The sequence below is a fragment of the Flintibacter sp. genome, from assembly GCF_046973065.1.
On sequence record NZ_JBKVXZ010000018.1, the window covers coordinates 27,894 to 44,394 of the forward strand.

General features: G+C 61.6%; 13 protein-coding genes and 1 pseudogene. 7 read left to right on the top strand and 7 right to left on the bottom strand.

All coding sequences use genetic code 11. The features are described 5' to 3' along the window. Nucleotides 1-557: IS256 family transposase (locus ACLTXB_RS08425; protein ID WP_428226646.1), on the top strand; the 557-nt coding region annotated here is incomplete at its 5' end. A 61-nt stretch (nucleotides 558-618) separates the two neighbouring features. Here ACLTXB_RS08425 and murI read toward each other — a convergent pair. From murI to ACLTXB_RS08460, 7 genes are all read right to left on the bottom strand, one after another. Continuing rightward, nucleotides 619-1,464 (bottom strand): glutamate racemase, encoded by an 846-nt coding sequence (gene murI / locus ACLTXB_RS08430; protein WP_428226647.1) that lies wholly within the window; start codon nucleotides 1,462-1,464, stop codon nucleotides 619-621. Nucleotides 1,465-1,565: 101 nt separating this feature from the next. After that, nucleotides 1,566-2,432 carry a hypothetical protein gene (locus ACLTXB_RS08435; protein ID WP_428226648.1) on the bottom strand — a complete coding sequence of 289 codons (867 nt, stop codon included), beginning with the start codon at nucleotides 2,430-2,432 and terminating at the stop codon, nucleotides 1,566-1,568. Nucleotides 2,433-2,436: 4 nt separating this feature from the next. Beyond that, the gene (locus ACLTXB_RS08440) at nucleotides 2,437-3,744 is read right to left on the bottom strand and encodes a hypothetical protein (protein WP_428226649.1); all 1,308 of its coding nucleotides are present in this window, start codon (nucleotides 3,742-3,744) and stop codon (nucleotides 2,437-2,439) included. Then, nucleotides 3,737-5,506 carry an ATP-binding protein gene (locus tag ACLTXB_RS08445; protein WP_428226650.1) on the bottom strand — a complete coding sequence of 590 codons (1,770 nt, stop codon included), beginning with the start codon at nucleotides 5,504-5,506 and terminating at the stop codon, nucleotides 3,737-3,739. Before ACLTXB_RS08445 ends, ACLTXB_RS08440 begins: the two co-directional genes overlap by 8 nt. 41 nt (nucleotides 5,507-5,547) lie before the next feature. Then, the gene (locus ACLTXB_RS08450) at nucleotides 5,548-6,261 is read right to left on the bottom strand and encodes a response regulator (RefSeq protein WP_428226651.1); all 714 of its coding nucleotides are present in this window, start codon (nucleotides 6,259-6,261) and stop codon (nucleotides 5,548-5,550) included. A gap of 14 nt (nucleotides 6,262-6,275) precedes the next feature. After that, on the bottom strand, nucleotides 6,276-6,812 hold the full coding sequence (locus ACLTXB_RS08455; RefSeq protein WP_428226652.1) for an NUDIX domain-containing protein: 537 nt from the start codon (nucleotides 6,810-6,812) through the stop codon (nucleotides 6,276-6,278). Between the two features lie 366 nt (nucleotides 6,813-7,178). After that, nucleotides 7,179-8,246: a branched-chain amino acid aminotransferase gene (locus tag ACLTXB_RS08460; RefSeq protein ID WP_008981228.1), complete on the bottom strand. Its 1,068-nt coding sequence runs from the start codon at nucleotides 8,244-8,246 to the stop codon at nucleotides 7,179-7,181. 299 nt (nucleotides 8,247-8,545) lie between these two features. On the opposite strand from ACLTXB_RS08460, the gene ACLTXB_RS08465 reads away from it, so the two are divergent. From ACLTXB_RS08465 to ftsH, 6 genes and pseudogenes are all read left to right on the top strand, one after another. Beyond that, nucleotides 8,546-10,528 carry a DHH family phosphoesterase gene (locus ACLTXB_RS08465; RefSeq protein WP_008981226.1) on the top strand — a complete coding sequence of 661 codons (1,983 nt, stop codon included), beginning with the start codon at nucleotides 8,546-8,548 and terminating at the stop codon, nucleotides 10,526-10,528. A gap of 75 nt (nucleotides 10,529-10,603) precedes the next feature. Then, nucleotides 10,604-11,050 (top strand): 50S ribosomal protein L9, encoded by a 447-nt coding sequence (gene rplI, locus ACLTXB_RS08470; protein ID WP_008981225.1) that lies wholly within the window; start codon nucleotides 10,604-10,606, stop codon nucleotides 11,048-11,050. A gap of 61 nt (nucleotides 11,051-11,111) precedes the next feature. Further along, nucleotides 11,112-12,464 carry a replicative DNA helicase gene (dnaB, locus tag ACLTXB_RS08475; protein WP_008981224.1) on the top strand — a complete coding sequence of 451 codons (1,353 nt, stop codon included), beginning with the start codon at nucleotides 11,112-11,114 and terminating at the stop codon, nucleotides 12,462-12,464. A 39-nt stretch (nucleotides 12,465-12,503) separates the two neighbouring features. After that, nucleotides 12,504-13,904, top strand: coding sequence for a tRNA lysidine(34) synthetase TilS (gene tilS, locus ACLTXB_RS08480; RefSeq protein ID WP_428226653.1), 1,401 nt, complete (start codon nucleotides 12,504-12,506; stop codon nucleotides 13,902-13,904). Between the two features lie 70 nt (nucleotides 13,905-13,974). Next, nucleotides 13,975-14,517, top strand: a complete 543-nt coding sequence (gene hpt, locus ACLTXB_RS08485) for a hypoxanthine phosphoribosyltransferase (RefSeq protein ID WP_008981222.1) — start codon at nucleotides 13,975-13,977, stop codon at nucleotides 14,515-14,517. Nucleotides 14,518-14,611: 94 nt separating this feature from the next. Continuing rightward, nucleotides 14,612-16,473 (top strand): annotated as a pseudogene (ftsH, locus tag ACLTXB_RS08490) (ATP-dependent zinc metalloprotease FtsH). Nucleotides 16,474-16,501: the final 28 nt, after the last annotated feature.

Here is a 16,501-nt window from a genome sequence, read left to right on the forward strand (position 1 = left end):
AGTGGCTGCGTGGCCGTGGCCTGGACGGCGTAAAACTCATCGTTGGCGACAAGTGCCTTGGTATGCTGGAGGCTGTGGGAGAAGTATTCCCTGAGGCCAAATACCAGCGGTGTACCGTCCACTTTTACCGCAATGTGTTCTCTGTCACGCCTCGCTCCAAGGTGAAGCTGGTGGCAAAGATGCTCAAGGCAATCCACGCCCAGGAGAGCAGAAAAGCCGCCCGGGAGAAGGCCAAGGCCGTGGTGGAGCAACTGCGCTCTATGAAGCTGAAAGAGGCCGCCAGGAAGGTGGAGGATGGTATTGAGGAGACTCTGACTTACTGTGATTTCCCCAGTGAACACTGGACCCGCATCCGTACCAACAATGTGATTGAGAGGCTGAACCGGGAGATCCGCCGCCGTACCCGTGTGGTTGGCAGCTTCCCGGACGGCAATTCCGCACTCATGCTGGTCTGTGCCCGGCTGCGCCATGTGGCCGGTACCCAGTGGGGAAATAAGAAGTATATGAATATGAAGCACCTGGAGGCTGCCGTTGAGGACGCCTCCATTGCTGGCTGACTTCATTCATGCCAGGCCTTGCAAACCATTTTGCGAAAAACTCTTGACACTACCTAAATTTCTATTTGACGCTTACGTCCTTTTTCTTCTTTTTCTGTTTCTTCTCCAGTTTCATAGCCGGCCAGGACTGGGCGGTGATCACACCCTCCAAACCAGCCCGCCGGGCTGCACGGATATACTCCTGGGGATCGGCGGTGGTATAAATCTCCAGCGTACCTGGCTCGCTGCGCCGGCTGATCTGCCGCGTCTCCTTCAGGCACCGCTCCAGCTCCCTGGCCATGCGGTCTGCCGGATCCACCAGCTGCAGCTGAGGATAGAGGCGGCGGATATTTTCCTCCACCAGAGGGTAGTGGGTGCAGGCCAGCAGGCAGCACTCCACCTGGTCCTGATGCACCAGTCCGTCCAGATTCTCCCGCAGCTCCTCGTCAATGGCCTGCTGACTGGCCCCATGCTCCACCATAGCGGCCAGATTTTTATATCCACGGCTGAATACCTTCTTCTCCGGCGCCAGCTGGGCAATCAGAGCGGGATAGCAGCCGGTGGAAGCGGTAAAGCAGGTGGAGATCACACCCACCCGCTTCTCCGGCCGATGGGCTGCTGACTCTGCACCTGCCTGCACCACACTGAGCACCGGACAATCCATCTCCCTGCGGTACTCGTCGATCAGACAGGAAATGGTATTGCAGGCCACCAACAGCGCCTTTACCTGCCGCTGGCGCATAAAGTCCAGCATATACCGGGTCAGACTCAAAATCTCCTCCGCAGTATGGTTGCCATAGGGGTTATTTCCCCCGTCTCCGAAGTAGAGGATATTCTCGTTGGGCAGCTGCCTGCGCACCCGGCGGGCTACACTGAACCCGCCGATGCCCGAGTCTATGATCCCGATGGGACGATTTTGATTGGACATAGCATCACCTGCATTTTCCTGTTTGTGGCTTGGTGCACGCAATATCATACACAGCTGCCTACAAAAAAACAAGGGAAAAGTTCCCCAAATCTATCCTGCCCTCACGCTCCATTTTCCTGGGACGCAGCAGTTTCCACCCGGCTCACCTCTCTGGTGAGCATATCCAGCAAGTAGGTCCCCGAATCGGTGGCCACCTGCCACACCGGTACCAGCGACGTAGAACCGGGGGAGTAGTTAGTGGCCACATATCCCTGGGTGATGCTGTCGATACGGCTGCATACATCGCCCATGGCAGTCAATCCGTGGTAAAAACGGATGAGCGCGGTAGGCACCTCCAGAGTCTGGCGGCTCTCGTCAGGCTGGGGCGTTCCCATCAGGCGCCGCCCGCCGGACATGGACACCAGGTCTCCGCCCCGGTAGGTCAAAGTCACCTGCCGGTCAAACAGAGGACTCCCGTTCCAGATCTGCCGCAGCAGGACCGTAGTCTCCGCCGCGCCGTCTTCTTCCCCGGTCACCTCCAGGATCTCACCCTGGAAGTTCAGCTTTTTCAGGATCTCCACCGAGTAGCTCCGGGGATCTGCCCCGTCCAGGGGAAAGGCCCCGCTGACAAACTCGCCTTGAAACGTGCCGTCGGCATGGAACTGGATATAGCCCCGCTGGTTGTGGTAGCGATATACTTCACCGCCCAGAAGGCGCTCCTCTACCTGGCCACCCAGAAGAGCCTGAGCCAGCTTGGGTTCGCTCTCCCGGTCCCGCTCCACCTGCTGGGGCTGGAGCGTGTCCTCTTTGGGAATGATATTCTCCTCCACGGTCACCCCGTTTTTCTCCAGAAAGGCTACCGCCTCCTGACGGGCCTGGAGCTGTACGGTACGCTTCTGCAGATCCTGGCGCAGGACAAAGGAGAGCAGCAGCAAATTGGTCCCGGCCAGGATGATCAGGATGATGGTTTTGATTTTTGACCATTCCATGCGCTCATCCTCCCGTCTTCCACTGGCTGGCCGCCGCCCAGGAGGCGCTCACCTGCTGTGCCCCGCTGTCCAGATACAACAGCAGCAGCTCCTCGCCCTCGTGGCCCTTGGCCTCCATGGCCGCCATGGCCTGGAGCTGAGGCAGCACCACCGAGGTGGTCCCGCTGTCTGTGTAGCTGCGGAAATGCAGGGTAAAGCTGTTCACCCGGCCGCCGCTGACCTGGAAGCTGGCCGCATAGCCCTCCTCCCCCAGGCGCACCGGGACTCCATTGAGCAGATACCCAAATTCGATCTGCCAACTCTCCGCTCCGGTCTCCTCCACTGACATCAGATAGATCCGGGCCTGACCGCCCAGTTCTCCCAGGGTGTCTGTGGCCAGCTGGCGGCAGCTCTCCACTGCCCAGTACACCCCCGAACCGGCCACCGGATAGCGGATTGCGCCGTCATCGGCGGCAGTAAAGGTCACTGTGCCGTCCGAGGCCAGGCGCAAGGTATCGTTTCCGTTTCGGATGACCTGCTCATCGGAGGTGATATAGGATACGCTGGAGTCGGCGGAGAAGTCCAGCTTCTGCCGCACCAGCGCCTGGGCGCTCTCCTGCTCCAGAGGATTGGCCGCCTGGTAGACCTTGGGGGCAATGTTCTCCCCCAGCAGCAGCGTATCGGGCGCCAGGGCGCTGTACTCCTCCTGCTCAAAGGCAAAGTGGGCTCCGTTATCCTTAACACCGGACACCGCCTCGCTCAAGCGGTTGACATCCACCATGCTGCACACCGCCCGGTAGTACGTTCCATTCTGAGCGCTGTAATAGATGACCGCCTGCCCATCCTGAGAGGTCAGTACCAAGCGGCGCAACGCACCGCTCAGCTGCTCATTGTTTACCGAAAGCCACCCGTTCAGCACGGAAAACGGCAGGTCGTCCTGCCAGTCAAAATACACCCCCGGCGCGGTATTCAGGGCCTGACGCCACGCCTGCTGATCCACGCTCTCCGGAGTGCCGGCGCTGCTCAGGGCCTCCACCAGCAGGCTGTACACCTGCTGAAACAGGGCGTCCTGTGCCTCCTGGTCATACTGCACTCCGTAACGCAGCGTCTCCTCTCCCCCCCGGATGGTCACCGCCATACGCAGGGGCTGGGCGGCCAGGGTGCGGCTCTCCTGGGTGGTCTGTCCGCCGCTCTCTCTGCTCTCCGAAGGAAGCAGCCCGCTGAGGGCCACGGGCAGCTGGGTGCGCACCGCGAGATAGACCGCCGAGCAGCTCAGCAGCACGATCAGCAGGCTCTTCACCCGTTCTACCAATTTTTTATTCTTCTTAAACATGGCTGGGACCCTCGATCTTCAGTTCCATGCGCATGGACAGGCCGGGTCCTTCCCGGTCCACCAGTTCCAGCACGCCCTCGTGGCGGTCCACGATCTCCTTGGCAATGGACAGTCCCAGGCCGGTTCCTCCCGACTGGCGGGAGCGGGCCTTATCTACCCGGTAGAAGCGCTCGAAAATACGGGGCCGGTCCTTTGGAGGAATGCCGATGCCGTCGTCGTCCACCTGCATCCACACCCGGTCTCCCTCCCGTCCGGCGGAGACCAGGATATGTCCTCCGTTGGGCGTATATTTGATGGAGTTGGAGACGATGTTCATCATCACCTGGAGCACCCGCTCCCGGTCAGCCACAATGGCGGGCAGATCGGGCTCCAGACGCAGCTTCATCTTGTGGTCGTGGCGCTGGGCCTCCATGTACACGGCGTTGTACAGATCCTGTACCGCCACATCGAAGGGGAAGCGCACCAAATGCAGTTCGTCCTTTCCCGAGTCGAACCGGGACAGGGTGAGCAGGTCCTGCACGATATGGGTCATGCGGTCGCTCTCGTTGAGAATGACCCCCAAAAACTTTTTTTCTGTGGTGGGAGGCAGCTCTCCGGCGCTGTCCGAGAGGGTCTCGGCGTAGCTGCGGATGTTGGTAAGGGGGGTGCGCAGCTCGTGGGAGACATTGGCCACAAATTCCCGCTGCATATCCTGGGTTTTCCGCTGCTGGGTCACATCGTGGAGCACCACCAGCACGCCGCCCTGGCGGTCCCGGTCAAAGGGAGCCAGCAGCAGCTGCAGGAAGCGTTCTCCCTCCCAGCGCTCCTCCTCCAGATAGTCAGGAGCCTGGAGCACCTGTTCCAGAGAAAGCAGATCACCGAAGAGTTCCTCATAGGTAGCCTCGGCAGTAATGGTACGGCCCAGCATCTCCTCGGCGGCAGGATTGGAGTGGATGACCTCTCCGTTGCGGGAAAAGGCCACCACGCCGTCGGTCATGTGCAAAAACAGAGTGTCAAGCTTGTTGCGCTCATTTTCCACCTGGCGCAGGGTGTCCTGAAGCTGTCCGGCCATGTCGTTAAAGGTGTCGGTGAGTACGCCGATCTCATCCCGGGAGGCCACCTGGATCTTTCGGGAGAAGTCTCCGTGGGCCACACGCATGGCGCCCTCGGTGAGGCGCTGGATGGGGATGATCATGGTCTTGGACAGCAGGAAGGACAACAGGATGGAGATGACCAGACCAAAGACCAGGGACTCCAAAATCAGCACAAACATCTGGCTGATGAGGCTGTTCACCGTGGTCTTGTTGTCCAGAATATAGATCACATAGGAGGAGCCGCCCCGGTCCAGGGTGATGGCCACGTCCATATAGTCGGCGGCCATATTGGGACTGCTGGAGTCCTCCCCAGTGGCCAGTGCGTGGGTGAGATTGGCCGAATCATAGGACAGGTTCTTACCCGCATCGTCGTTGTTGCCGGCCAGGTACTCCCCGGTCTCCCCGTCCAGGATAAACAGGGTGCGGCTGTAACCGTTCAGGCCCAGCTCGCCGGAGTAGGTCTCCAGGATGTCAAGGATGGCCTGGGCTCCGTCTTCCTCCCCCTGGGTGGCCGTGGTCAGATCCCGGGTCAGGGACTCCCGGGCGAACACATTGGACATCTGGGTATAGAAGTCCTCCAGATAGAATGCCATGACGGAGTTGATGAGAAAGGCGCCCACCACTGTCATCAGCGACAGGATGAGCAGCACCATGATCATCACCAGCTTCATGTGCAGGCTGCGCAGCACGGCACACTCCCCCCTTTTCCTTCCTTTCTAAGATTCCGCGGTCATTCCCCGCCGAACAGGTAGCCCATACCCCGCTTGGTCACGATGAACTTAGGCGAAGCGGGATCGTCCTCGATCTTCTCGCGCAGACGGCGCACCGCCACATCCACGGCCCGCACGTCGCCCACGTAGCCCTCATAGTTCCACACATGCTCCATCAGCGCCTCCCGGGAGAACACCTTTCCCGGCTGGGAGGCCAGATAGCAGATGAGATCGTACTCCCGCTGAGTGAGCTCCAGGGGGTTGCCGTCCTTATAGACGGTGGCCTTCTCCTGGTCCACCACCACCCGGCCCAGCTCCAGTCGCTTGCCCGAGGCAGGCTGAGCCTGCTCTCCCTGGGCGGGAGCCATAGCGGAGCGGCGGATGTTGGCCTTGACCCGGGCCAGCAGTTCCCTCATGCCGAAGGGCTTTGTGATATAGTCGTCTGCCCCCAGCTCCAGGCCCAGCACCTTGTCGGCCTCCTCCTCCCGGGCGGTGAGCATCAGGATGGGCACCGCACTGCCAGTCTCCCGGATGCGGCGGCACACCTCAAAGCCGTCCATCCCCGGCAGCATCAGATCCAGCAGCACCAGGTCGGGGTTCTGCTCCAGGGTCAGCTGCAAGCCGGTGTTGCCGTCGTAGGCCTCCAGGGTGTCGTATCCCTCCCGCTCCAGGTTAAAGGACAGGATGTCCACGATATTCTGCTCGTCCTCTACAATGAGCACGGTCTTTCCCAAAGTGCCGCCCCCTCTCAAAGGCCCAGCAGGACCTTGGTCTTGAGCACAGTGGCCACCGTCTTGGCGTCCTCCACCGTGCCGTCCATCACCTGCTCCAGCAGCTGCTGGAAGGGCATGGTGATCACATTCAAAAATTCATCCTCGTCCGGGTGGCTCTCCTTCTTGCGCAGGTCCCGGGCCAGGTACATGTGAAGCCGCTCGGTGCAAAAACCCGGAGAGGCCAGCAGGCAGCCCAGGTAGGTCAGCTCTCCGGCCTCCAGGCCGGTCTCCTCGCTCAGCTCCCGGATGGCGGCGGGGCGGTGGTCCTCCCCGGCGTCCAGCTTGCCCGCGGGCAGCTCCAGCAGCACCTGGTGGAAGGGGTAGCGGTACTGCTGCACCAGGGTGACGTTGTTCTCCTCATCCAGGGCCAGGATGGCCACGCCGCCGGGGTGCTCCACCACTTCCCGGGTGGCCACCTTGCCGTCGGGCAGCTGGGCCTGGTCTACTTTTAAGGTTACAATGATTCCATCAAACAGGGTCTTACTCTCTACCGTACGTTCGGTCAAATCCATGTGATCGTTTCCTCCCTTACGTATCCCGCTCTCCGCTTGGGCAGGGGCATAGATAATAGTATTATACCACCGTTCCTGTCCAGGGTAAAGCAAAAGCCGCCTGCGTGTCTGCAGGCGGCTTACCGTCGAAAAAGTGGCCTGGCCACTTTTTCGAATCAGGATGCATGCAAGACAGGCCTCGATTCCTTCCGGAAAAGTCGGCCTGTCTTGCATGAGAAGTGTTATTTCCGACGCACGTGTCGCCGGAAATAACGAAATTTCACTTTATTCCGCCGCTTACACGCGGCGGAACTCCTTGCAGGAGGGCTTCATACAAAAGCCGCCCGCGTATCCGCGGGCGGCTTTTGGAAATGATTTCTTAAAAAATCAGCACAGCTTCATGATCCAGTCGTGGGGATCCTGAGCGCGGCCCCACTGGATGTCGGTGAGGGCGTCGTACAGGCGCTGGGTGACCTCGCCGATCTGATTGTTGGAGACGGTGACCTTCTTGTCGCCCATGGCCAGCTCGCCGATGGGGGAGACAACGGCGGCGGTGCCGGTGCCCCAGGCCTCCTCCAGGGTGCCGTTCTCGGCAGCCTCAAAGAGCTCCTCAGCGGAGATGCGGCGCTCCTCCACCTCGTAGCCCCAGTCCTTCAGCAGCTGGATGCAGGAGCGGCGGGTGATGCCGTCCAGCACGGAGCCGTTCAGGTCGGGGGTGAGGATCTTGCCGGCCACCTTGAACATGACGTTCATGGAGCCGACCTCCTCAATGTACTTGCGGTGCACGCCGTCCAGCCACAGCACCTGGCTGTAACCGTTGGCCTCAGCCCGGTCGCCGGCCCGCAGGGAGGCAGCGTAGTTGCCGCCGGTCTTGGCCATACCGGTGCCGCCCTTGACGGCGCGGACGTCCTGGTCCTCCACGTAGATCTTCACGGGATCCAGGCCCTCGGGGTAGTAGGCGCCCACGGGGCAGACGATGACGATGTACTGGCAGTGGTGAGAGCTATGTACGCCCAGAGCGGCGTCCAGGCCCACCATGAAGGGGCGGATGTACAGGGAGGTATCCTTCGCAGAGGGCACCCAGTCCTGCTCCAGCTTCACCAGCTCGGTGATGCCCGCCAGGGCCAGCTCCTCGGGGATCTGGGGCAGGGACATACGGGCGGCGGAGTTGTTCATGCGGCGCACGTTGTCCAGGGGGCGGAACAGCTGGATGGAACCGTCAGCGGTGCGGTAAGCCTTCAGGCCCTCAAAGATCTCCTGAGCATAGTGGAGCACCTTGGCGGCGGGGTCAATGGCCAGAGGGCCATAGGGCACGATGCGGGGATCATGCCAGCCCTGACCGGCATCATAGTCCACGATGAACATATGGTCGGTCATAGCCTTGCCGAACACCAGGGTGGAGGGGTCGGGCTTCTCCTTGAGCGTCTGGGCGCGAGTGATCTTGATCTCTTCCATATACATTAGCCTCCTAAGGTTCATTTTTAACAGGCTTTGGTTCACGTGACGTCATTTGGCCCTGTGGGGCCTCAGTAGGCGGGGACCACGCTTGTTTCTCTATTATACCAGCCTTTTTTCCCCCTTGCAATGGCTCAATTTCCAGGGGGGCAGGATTTTTTTGCCGTGCTCCCGCTTCCATTTCTCCCTGCACCGCCCCCACCGGCAGTTTCCACTTTGGTTTTGGTTGTAATTCCTCCGGCAATCTGATATAATTTAGTTCTGATTTTGTGATTCTTGCAGAAGGGAGGCTTTCTCTCTTGAACCGAAAAATATCCAAGCTTCTCCAGCCCAGTGTGCAGCTGTATTTTGTGATCCTGATCCTGTTTGCCCTGGCCTCCGCCCTGTTTTCCATTCCTCTGGCGGTGCTGGAAGCTGTGGTGGTGCTGATCCTGGGGCTGTATACCCGCACCAGCGGCCACAAGCGCCGCCGGGAGATCACCAAGTACATTGAAAATATCACCGGCAACGTGGATGTGGCCACAAAGGATACCATGGTCAACTCCCCCTTGCCCATGGTGATCTTCCGTCCGGAGAGCGACGATATCATCTGGACCAACGACCGCTTCCTGCGCCTCACCGGCGACCGGGAGCACCTCTTCGACGCCAAGCTCTCCTCCGTCGTCCCCGGCTTTGACACCCGGTGGCTGCTGGAGGGCAAAAACGAGTGTCCCGACCATGTGAGCTTCTGCGGCCGCCGGTTTGTTGTCTACGGCCACCTGGTGCGCACCGGCGACAAGGGCGGCGGCTTCCTGGCCACCACCTACTGGGTGGACGTCACCGAGCTGTGTGAGACCCGGGACAAGTATCTGGCCTCCCGCCCGGTGATGGCGGTGCTGCTGCTGGACAACTACGAGGACCTGATGAAAAACCTGACGGAGAACGAGCGCTCCGCCATCTACTCCGAGATCAACGCCCGTCTGGACGCCTGGGTGGCCGACACCCACGGCATGCTCCGCCGGGTGGAGCGGGACCGGTACTACTACATCTTTGAGGAGCAGTACCTGGCCCGGTTTATCGAAAAGAAGTTTGACATTCTGGACACCATCCGCCAGGTTTCCAACCCCAGCGGCATCGCCGCCACCTTCTCTATCGGCGTGGGTAAGGACGGCGGCTCCTTCCAGGAGCTGATGCAGTTTGCCAATCTGTCCATTGAGATGGCCCTGTCCCGGGGCGGCGACCAGGCGGTGGTACGCAACCAGTTCACCTTCGAGTTCTACGGCGGCCGCTCCAAGGAGACGGAAAAGCGCACCAAGGTAAAAAGCCGTGTCATGGCCAACGCCCTGTCCGCCCTGGTGGCCGACTCCTCCCAGGTGTTTATCATGGGCCACAAGTCCCCCGACAACGACTGCATGGGTGCCGCCGCCGGCGTGTGCGCCATCGCCCGGAAGAAAGGCGTTCCCGCCCACATCATCCGGGAGGCAGGCTCTCCCCCGGCCAAGGTGCTGATGGACAAGCTTGCCCATCTGGAGGAGTATCAGGACTGTTTCCTCTCCGCCCAGGAGGCTCTGCTGCTGGCGGACAACCGCTCTCTGGTGGTGGTGGTGGACACCAACCGCCCCGAGCAGGTCCAGTCCCTGGATCTGGTGCAGTCCTGCAACCGGGTGGCCGTCATCGACCACCACCGCCGGGCCGCCACCTACATTGAGGGTGCCGCCCTCAACTACCACGAGCCCTATGCCTCCTCCGCCAGCGAGCTTGTCACCGAGCTGCTTCAATACATCGCCGACCCCACCGATCTCACCCGGGCGGAGGCCGAGGCCCTGCTGGCGGGTATCGTACTGGACACCAAGAACTTTACCATGCGCACCGGCGGGCGCACCTTTGAGGCCGCCGCCTTCCTGCGCCGGGCGGGCGCCGACACCGCGGAGGTAAAAAAGCTCTTCCAGAACGATCTGGAGGGCACCATCGCCAAGTACGCCATTATTCAAAACGCCAAGCTCTACCGGGAGAAGATCGCCATTGCCGTGGTGGACCACACCGTGGGCCGTATCGTGGCCGCTCAGGCCGCCGACGAGCTTTTGAACATCATCGGCATCGACACCTCCTTTGTTCTCTACCCCGACGGCGAGCGGGTCATTATCTCCGCCCGCTCCATGGGAGATACCAACGTACAGGTCATTCTGGAGAAGCTGGGCGGCGGCGGCAATGCCGCGGCGGCCGGCGGCCAGATTTCCGGCAAGTCTCTCTCCCAGGTGGCCACCGAGCTTACCCAAGCCATCGACCAGTACCTGGAGGGCTGACCCCACCAACCGCAGCCGATTTTGGCTGATTCCATACCCATTTGGTTTAAAATCAAGAAAGCGAGGAAATTTACCATGAAAGTGATTTTGCAGCAGGACGTGAAGGGCCAGGGCAAGAAGGGCCAGCTGGTGGACGTATCCGACGGTTACGCCCGCAACTTCCTGCTTCCCAAGAAGCTGGCGGTCATCGCCACCGCCGAGAACCTGAACACCATGAAGCAGCAGGAGAAGGCCCGCAAGGCCCAGCAGGCTGCCGAGAAGGCGGAGGCCGAGGCTCTGTCCAAGAAGCTGGAGAGCCTCACCGTGAAGGTGGCTGCCAAGGCCGGCGAGGGCGGACGTCTGTTCGGCGCCGTCACCGCCAAGGAGATCTCTGAGTGCCTGGCCCAGCAGCACGGCCTGAACATCGCCAAGACCAAGCTGGTGCTGGACGAGCCCATCAAGGCCTGCGGCGGCTACAAGATCAAGGCCAAGCTGGGCTATGAGATCGTGGGCACCGTCAATGTGATGGTGGTGGAGGCCTGATTGCCCTCTCCCGCCGGGATAACCCATTGAAACGAAACACCAAAGAAAGGAGGCCGATGACATGGCACTGGACGATGAACAACTGTTATTAAAGCAGCTGCCCCACAGTGTGGAGGCGGAGCAGGCCGTGTTGGGCTCCATGCTCATCGACCCCCGCTGCGTTCCCGAGGTCATTGACCAGCTGCGCCCCGACGACTTTTACCTGCGGCAGAACCGGGACATCTACGAGACCATTTACTCCATGTTCAACTACTCCCTCACCATTGACCCGGTGACGGTGCTGGAGAACATGAAGCAAAACGGGGTCTATGACGAAAATAACTCCCGGGGGTATCTGCTCCAGCTCATGGACACCACCCCCACCGCTGCCAATGTAAAGGAATACATCGGCATCATCAAGGACAAGACTCTGCTGCGCCGGGTGGCGGAGACGGCGGGCGAGCTCACCGCCCTCATTCAGCAGGGCACAGACACCGGCCAGGACATCCTGGAGGCCGCCGAGCAGCGCATCTACGCCATCCGCCAGGGCCGGGCCGCCCGGGGTTTGACCCCCATTTCGTCGGTGCTGCTGGATGTATACGATCGTCTCACCGAGCTGGCCGAGAGCGACAGCGCCATCCCCGGCCTGTCCACCGGCCTCACCGATCTGGACCGGGCCATCTCGGGCCTGAACAAATCCGACCTTATCCTTCTGGCCGCCCGTCCCGGTATGGGCAAGACCTCCATGGCCCTGAACATCCTGCTGGAGGCGGGCAAGCGTTCGGGAAAGAACGTGGCCTTTTTCTCCTTGGAAATGAGCCGGGAGCAGCTGGCTCTCCGCCTCATCTCCAGCGAGTGCTTTGTAGACAACAAAAAGCTGGTCACCGGTAAACTCACCGAGGAGGACTGGGAGAAGGTGGCGGTGGCCGCCGACTCCCTCAACCGCTCCATGATCCTCATTGACGACGACTCCTCGGTCAGCGTGGCCGACATCAACGCCAAGTGCCGCCGGGTAGACAACCTGGGACTGGTCATCATTGACTACCTCCAGCTGATGCAGTCCGCCGGCGGAAAGCAGTATTCCGGAGAAAACCGTCAGCAGGTGGTCTCCGACATCTCCCGCGCCCTGAAGATCATGGCCAAGGAATTGAACGTCCCCGTTCTCTGCCTCAGCCAGCTCTCCCGTGCCAACGAGAGCCGCAGCGACAAGCGGCCCATGCTCTCCGACCTGCGTGAGTCGGGCGCCATCGAGCAGGACGCCGACATCGTCATGTTCCTCTACCGGGAGGGCTATTACGACAAGGACACCCCCAACCCCAATTTGGCGGAGTGTATCATTGCCAAAAACCGCCACGGCGAGACCCGCACCGTGGAGCTGCAATGGCTGCCCGAGTTCACCACCTTCAGCAACATGGAGTGGCAGCACGAGGAGTAAGCCTAATTTTTCCCTTTTGGAGTGGTTATGAGCGACCGTATGGAACAACTGATCCAGGAACACCGCCTCATCCCCCCCGGCAGCACGGTGCTGTGCGCTGTGTCCGGAGGGGCGGACTCAGTATACCTGCTTCATCGGCTCTACTGCCTGCGGCGGGAGCTGGACTTCACCCTGGTGGCCGCCCACTACGACCACCGCCTGCGGGGTGCGGAATCCACACAGGACGCCAAATTTGTGGAAGAATTTGTCCGGCTGTGCTGTCCCGCCGAGCGGCTCTACACCCCGGAAGGTTCTGGGAAAGAACTGCCCGGGGTGATGCTCATTACCGGCGGCGGCGACGTGGCCGGGGAAGCGGCCCGGCTGCGCCAAGGCCTGGAGGAGACCGCCCGGCAGATGCGCTACGCCTTTCTCCAAGCTGCCGCTCAAGAGGTGGGGGCAAATCTCATTGCCACCGCCCACAACGCCAGCGACAACGCCGAGACGGTGCTGCTCCACTTAGGACGGGGCAGCGGTCTGCGTGGCCTGGCCGGGATGCCCCCCAAGCGGGGCAATCTCATCCGTCCCCTGCTCACCACCTCCCGGGAGGAGATCGAGAACTACCTGCGCTACCGCGGCCTCCCTTGGCGTGAGGACGCCACCAACCGGGACGACGCCTACGCCCGCAACCGGCTGCGCCACCAGGTGCTGCCGGTGCTGGAGGACCTGTTCCCTGGGTTTCTCTCCCGCATCAGCCAGACCTGCGCCCACCTGCGGGAGGACGAGGACTACCTCTCTTCCCTGGCCGTCCAGGCGGTGGAGAGCGCCCGGTGGGAGGGGGAGGACCTGATTCTCCCTGCCGCTGCCCTGGCTGACCAGCCCCAGAGCGTGGCCATCCGGGGCATCCGGATGCTCATCGGCTCCATGACGGCAGGCAACGACAACTGCGCGGCCCCCCATCTGGAGGGGCTGCTGAACCTTTGCCGGGGGAGCGACCCCTCCGCCCGGCTGGATCTGCCCGGCGGACTCACCGCCCGGCGCCGCTACGGAGAGCTGGTGCTCTCCCGCTCTGCCCCCACTCCCCTGTCCCCCAGGGATTTGAACCTGGCGGGAGAGACCCGGGCCGGAGACTGGACCGTGCGCTGTCTCCCCGGCACTTACCAGGGAGAGCGGCAGTCCCCCCTGGACTGCTGGCTGGCCCAGGAAACGGCTCCCATGCCCACCCTGCGTCCCCGGCGCACCGGGGATGTGCTGGCCCCGCCCGGTCGGCACGAAAAGAGCGTAAAAAAGTGGATGATCAACACGAAAATCCCCGCCTGCTGCCGGGACGCCGTCCCTGTGGTGGACGCAGGCGGCACCGCCGCCGCTGTGGCCCTGCTGGGCCCCCACCGGGACTTTGTGCCCCGGAAGGGACAGCTCAGCTGGCACATCACCTTTGTTCCCCCGGACTATCTGGCCCGCTAGGCGTCAGATTCCGCCCCCTTTCCCCAGGGGAATATGCTACTCTACTGTATTGTGAGGAAGGAAGAAAACTATGTTAGAGAAAGACATCCAGGAAGTCCTGTTTTCCCAGCAGCAGCTGGAGGAGCGCGTGGACCAGATCGCCCAGGAGATTACCCGAGACTACGCCGGCAAGGAGATCGTCCTGATCAGCGTACTGCGGGGCTCCTTCGTGTTCATGGCCGACCTGTGCCGCCGCATCGACCTGCCCTGCACTATCGACTTTATGTCCGTCTCCTCCTACGGAAGCGGCACCTCCTCCACCGGCCAGGTTCAGATCACCAAGGACCTGTCCGGAGATATCTCCGGCAAGCACATCCTGGTGGTAGAGGACATTCTGGACTCGGGCAACACCCTGAGCTATCTGCTCAAGCTGCTGGAGCAGCGCAAGCCTGCCTCCATCCGTCTGTGCACCCTGCTGGACAAGCCCGAGCGCCGGGTCAAGCCTGTGGAGGTCCACTACTCCGGCTTTACTATCCCCGACGCCTTCGTGGTGGGCTACGGCCTGGACTACGCCGAGCACTACCGCAATCTGCCCTACATCGGCATCCTGAAACCCGAAGTCTACGGGGGCTGAGCCCCTTTGAAATTCGCAGCGGCGGAATCCAGCCCCATGGGGTGTGCCGGTTGGCGGACCGCCAGCCCCATCCGCCGGAAAGGAAGTGAGTCCCTTGAAGCGCTTTAGCCCAAGGGATCTGGCCCTGTACCTGCTGCTCTTGCTGCTCACCCTCTTTGCGGTGAACACCCTGCAGCAGATGAACCGGGCCAACGATCCCTCCTACAGCCAGATTCGCACCCTGTTTGAGCAGGAGAAGGTCAAAAACTTCTCCGTAAAGGACAACGTGCTCACCATGACGGTACGTGGAGAGGGCGACGACACCTCCACCGTTACCTATGAGCTGTCCAATTTCTATGTCTTTTACAACGACCTGCATGAGCTCATCGACCAGCAGCGCTCCGAGGGAATCATTGAGGACTATGACTATCCCATGGGCGTGCAGGGCTCCTGGTGGTATCAGTATCTGCCTTACCTGCTGGTCATCCTGGTGATGGCGGGGCTTGCCTACATGCTCTTTCTGCGTCAAAGCGCCGCCAGCGGCGGTGGCGGCGGCCCCGGTCCCAACCGCTTCGGCCACGCCCGCACCCGCACCCTGGCCGACCAGGGCAAGAAGGTCACCTTCAACGATGTGGCGGGCGCCGACGAGGAGAAGGAGGAGCTGCAGGAGATCGTGGAGTTCCTCCGGGACCCCCAGCGCTTCACCGCCCTGGGTTTCATCCGGCGTTGTTGGCCCTCCATACCGAGACCCTCATCGCCAAGGCGGTGGCGGGCGAGGCCGGAGTCCACTTCCTGTCTATCTCGGGCTCCGACTTTGTGGAGCTGTATGTAGGCGTGGGCGCCAGCCGTGTGCGTGATCTCTTTGATCAGGCCAAGAAGGAAGCCCCGGCCATCGTGTTCATCGACGAGATCGACGCGGTGGGCCGTCAGCGCGGCGCAGGCCTGGGCGGCGGCCACGACGAGCGTGAGCAGACCCTGAACCAGCTGCTGGTGGAGATGGACGGCTTTGCCAGCAACGAGGGCGTTATCGTCATGGCGGCCACCAACCGCCAGGATATCCTGGACCCCGCCCTGCTGCGTCCCGGCCGGTTTGACCGGCAGATCTACGTGGGCCTGCCCGACATCAAGGGCCGGGAGGAGATTCTGAAGGTCCACGCCCGAAAGAAACCTCTGGCTGAGGATGTGTCCCTCAGCGACATTGCCAAGGCCACTGCCGGATTTACCGGCGCCGACCTGGAGAACCTGTTAAACGAGGCGGCCCTGCTGGCTGCCCGAGGTGGTCAGCGGTTTATCTCCATGGCCGACCTCCACGAGGCCATGATGAAGGTGATCGCCGGCCCGGAGAAGAAGAGCCGGGTGGTCACCCCCCACGCCAAGCGCCTTACCGCCTACCATGAGGCCGGTCACGCTGTGGTCATCCACGAGCTGGAGACTCAGGACCCGGTACACCAGATCACCATCATCCCCCGTGGCGGCGCGGGCGGCATGACCATCTCTCTGCCCCAGGAGGACCGCTCCTACATGTCCCGCCGGGAGCTGGAGGAGCACATCGCCGTGTGCCTAGGCGGCCGGGTGGCCGAGCAGCTGGTGCTGGGGGATATCTCCACTGGCGCCTCTAGCGACATCCAGAAGGCCTCCTCCATCGCCCGGAACATGGTCACCAAGTACGGCATGAGCGAGAAGCTGGGCACCATCGCCTACACCAGCGAGAGCAACGAGGTGTTCATTGGACGCACTATGGCCCAGTCCCGCAGCTACTCCGAGGAAGTTGCCGGCCTTATCGACGAGGAGGTCAAGTCCATTGTGGACACCGCCTACCGCCGCTGTGAGGACATCCTCTCCCGGCACCGCAGCCAGCTGGAGCTTACCGCCCAGTATCTGCTGGCTCATGAGGTAATGAGCGGCGAGACCTTCCAGAAGGTCTTTACCGACCCCGACGACGAGGTCTTTGAGGGCCTCATCCCCGCGGAATCCTGATAAAATGAAACGCCAGACCGGATATTCC

Bases quoted from the DNA above. Each gene is read 5' to 3' on its own strand.
- murI (WP_428226647.1), bottom strand. From the start codon at position 1,464: ATGTCCAATCAAAATCGTCCCATCGGGATCATAGACTCGGGCATCGGC.
- ACLTXB_RS08435 (WP_428226648.1), bottom strand. From the start codon at position 2,432: ATGGAATGGTCAAAAATCAAAACCATCATCCTGATCATCCTGGCCGGG.
- ACLTXB_RS08440 (WP_428226649.1), bottom strand. From the start codon at position 3,744: ATGTTTAAGAAGAATAAAAAATTGGTAGAACGGGTGAAGAGCCTGCTG.
- ACLTXB_RS08455 (WP_428226652.1), bottom strand. From the start codon at position 6,812: ATGGATTTGACCGAACGTACGGTAGAGAGTAAGACCCTGTTTGATGGA.
- ACLTXB_RS08460 (WP_008981228.1), bottom strand. From the start codon at position 8,246: ATGGAAGAGATCAAGATCACTCGCGCCCAGACGCTCAAGGAGAAGCCC.
- rplI (WP_008981225.1), top strand. From the start codon at position 10,604: ATGAAAGTGATTTTGCAGCAGGACGTGAAGGGCCAGGGCAAGAAGGGC.
- dnaB (WP_008981224.1), top strand. From the start codon at position 11,112: ATGGCACTGGACGATGAACAACTGTTATTAAAGCAGCTGCCCCACAGT.
- tilS (WP_428226653.1), top strand. From the start codon at position 12,504: ATGGAACAACTGATCCAGGAACACCGCCTCATCCCCCCCGGCAGCACG.
- hpt (WP_008981222.1), top strand. From the start codon at position 13,975: ATGTTAGAGAAAGACATCCAGGAAGTCCTGTTTTCCCAGCAGCAGCTG.